Source organism: Streptococcus sp. HMSC065C01 (assembly GCF_001813525.1).
In the GTDB taxonomy this organism is placed as follows: domain Bacteria; phylum Bacillota; class Bacilli; order Lactobacillales; family Streptococcaceae; genus Streptococcus; species Streptococcus parasanguinis_V.
Genome location: NZ_KV812821.1, coordinates 1 through 2,713, shown reverse-complemented (window position 1 = coordinate 2,713; position 2,713 = coordinate 1). Strand labels below are relative to the sequence as shown.

The following is a 2,713-nucleotide window of genomic DNA, read 5'->3' as shown; positions in this document are numbered from 1 at the left end:
TAATATTTAAAATCTTGTTATCAATCTTAAACTCTGCTCTATTCTTATTATATACAAGATCTTTTATATTACCAAATATATACTTTTTCATTGAGAATTCTCTACATTAACCTTCTGTTATGTTAAATTTATGAATAAGTTCCCTAAAATTTCTTTATAATATACTGAATTATGGGAATGGAATAAAATTACATTGTCTATCTACATTTCTCCCTGTCTTACTTTCTATGAAAGCGATATTGTTTGAACTAGCCATTCTAGGTAGTAAACTAGGGAACCAATTAAAATCTAAAACTTTCGCTACTTTTAAAAAATCATTGTCTATAAAGACTAATTTAGGCTCAATACCATATTCCTTTTTTAAGTCTTTAAGTATATCTTCAAATTTAAATTGTATTTTTAATTCATTGGAATTTACATTATAACAACTAGCATTTTGTAAAAATTGAAAAGATTTTTTTAATTTTTCATCTGGTATAGACATAAAAATATTAAAGTAACTTATTTCTTTACTAATTTTCTGATGACTCCCTGAAGAATAAACGTGACTCAATTGCTCGATTTCTTTGATCGCTTTTTTTATTGCTCCCCCTAATGAATTGGAAGCACCAAGGCTAATATAGATTTTACCTTCAATCCATCCATATACTAAAATGACAAATAACGAATCTATTGGACTTAAATTATAATAATTCAAGTGTTTATATTTATGCGGGATAATATCTTCTATATCGAAATTAAATTCAAGTAATTTAACTTCACTCTTAGTCAAATAAGTAAATATGTAAAACTGCCGTTCAATAAATTCAAAAAAAGCATTATCCACAACCTTTTCTGAATTAGTATGGCAAGCGCAACCTGTGCTATCAAAAAAGAATTTTGCAATTTCCTTAGAGTATAGTCTTTCTTCAATGCTACCGTCATATAAATTTAATAGTTTAATTTTTCCTCCTTCTACAAAAGTGCCATAACTATAAAGAGTTTGTCTCTCCTTAAATTCACCAATAGATGAAAGTAACGTTTCTCTTAAATTTTTATTAACCATAAAACCAGCTATTGTAGGGTTACTTGACATTTTTATAATTGAAATATAATTATGTTCTAAAAACTTATTTTTTAAATTTATATCAAAAATTACCATTTATTCTTTACTCCTCTTATCACTTAATATCCTAATAAATATTAACTACAGATAATTATTACTTTTTAATTTTAAATCTATTTAATATTACAATCCAGGATCTTAAAATCTGCGAATAGTTACCACAATTTTGATATAATTATTTATATAACTGCCAAACAGAAAATTGTCAAATCAATATAGATAAAATCAAATCTATCTTCTTGATCACAAGAAGGCTTCTACATCTAGTAAACGAACTACTACATAAGCGCTAAGGTGAAATATCTGATTTTATAACCCCTCTTTGGGAAAACCAGGGCAAAAATAGGCTCTGCTACATAATTTGTATGTGGACCCTTTCAAAAAAATAAAATAAATTAGACTCAGCTTTATCATTTTTCCAATTGAATTTAAACAATAATACAGTCTGGTATTTCAAGTTTAAATGGATCAATATGATAAATTTGAAAAATTTTCTTAATAGATTTTATATTTTCTCTTCTAGGAATACAATTATACAAAACACTAGAAGAAATCTTAACTGTTTTGCCTTGACAGGTATTAACTGGATTCAAAAAAACAACCTCAAATTTATCTAATTGCGACGAAAAAATATTAATTATTTTTTGTTCACAATTTTTTTTGTTTAATTCAGAATAATTTGTAGTTCTTATATTTTCTATTTTTTTTATATGGTTATATACTTTTATATATTCTTGCTTCGTTATTGAAGCGTATTCTCCATATTTGATGTCTTGATATATTACCAAAAGGAGTTTAGCTTCTTCAATTGCAGCATTGAATGCTTCATTAAACGATAATCTTCCGGCAATGCCACTTGATACAATTTTTTTTTCCTTAAATAGGAAAACATAAATCACATGAATATTTGAAATATTCTGTGAATATAATACTACAATGTCGTCCACAACATCCGACTGATAATCATTAAAATATCTTAAATATTCACTATATTTATCAGTAGATAATCTAATACCACTACCCAACATACCGTACCATATCAAAGCTAATTCATTTTTCTCAACTAATTCAAAAACTCCCTTTTCAATAATTATTTGAGTATTACAATATCCTGAGGAAGTTCCTGTAGTATCTGAGTATCCATAAATTGAATTACTTAAATAACTAATCTCTGAACCTTTAATTTCATGGATTTCCCCACTCTTTAATTCATAGGAATTTAATGTCTTATTTCTTATTAGTTGAATTCCTAATAAATTCCTTTCCAAGTGTTCACTGTAATTTTTTTTTAGAGCTATAGAAAGGGAAAAGTCTATAGAAGAACTGTCATATGGCAAAATATACTTATTCGAATTGATCTCACAATAAAATAACTTTAAGGCAGTATGCAACATAATTTCTTCAGATATGAAAAATCTATTCGAATATCTTAAACAATGCTCTCTATAATATTCAAAAATCAATAGTTATACTCCTTTAATTTTAAAACTACTTACTAGCATCACTTCATTTATATTGAGATTTAATTTTCTAATTATGCTATTTCGGTGTTTTACTTTATAAAAAGAGACATCTACTGTACTGACCCCAAAAAGTTAGACAATTAAT

The 2,713-nt window shown here is 26.1% G+C and carries 2 protein-coding genes; both read right to left on the bottom strand.

Annotated elements, in window-relative coordinates; all coding sequences use genetic code 11:
* Positions 1-169: 169 nt before the first annotated feature.
* Positions 170-1,141, bottom strand: coding sequence for a YcaO-like family protein (locus tag HMPREF2918_RS00235; protein ID WP_070594284.1), 972 nt, complete (start codon positions 1,139-1,141; stop codon positions 170-172).
* A 392-nt stretch (positions 1,142-1,533) separates the two neighbouring features.
* On the bottom strand, positions 1,534-2,568 hold the full coding sequence (locus HMPREF2918_RS00230; RefSeq protein WP_141751564.1) for a YcaO-like family protein: 1,035 nt from the start codon (positions 2,566-2,568) through the stop codon (positions 1,534-1,536).
* Positions 2,569-2,713: the final 145 nt, after the last annotated feature.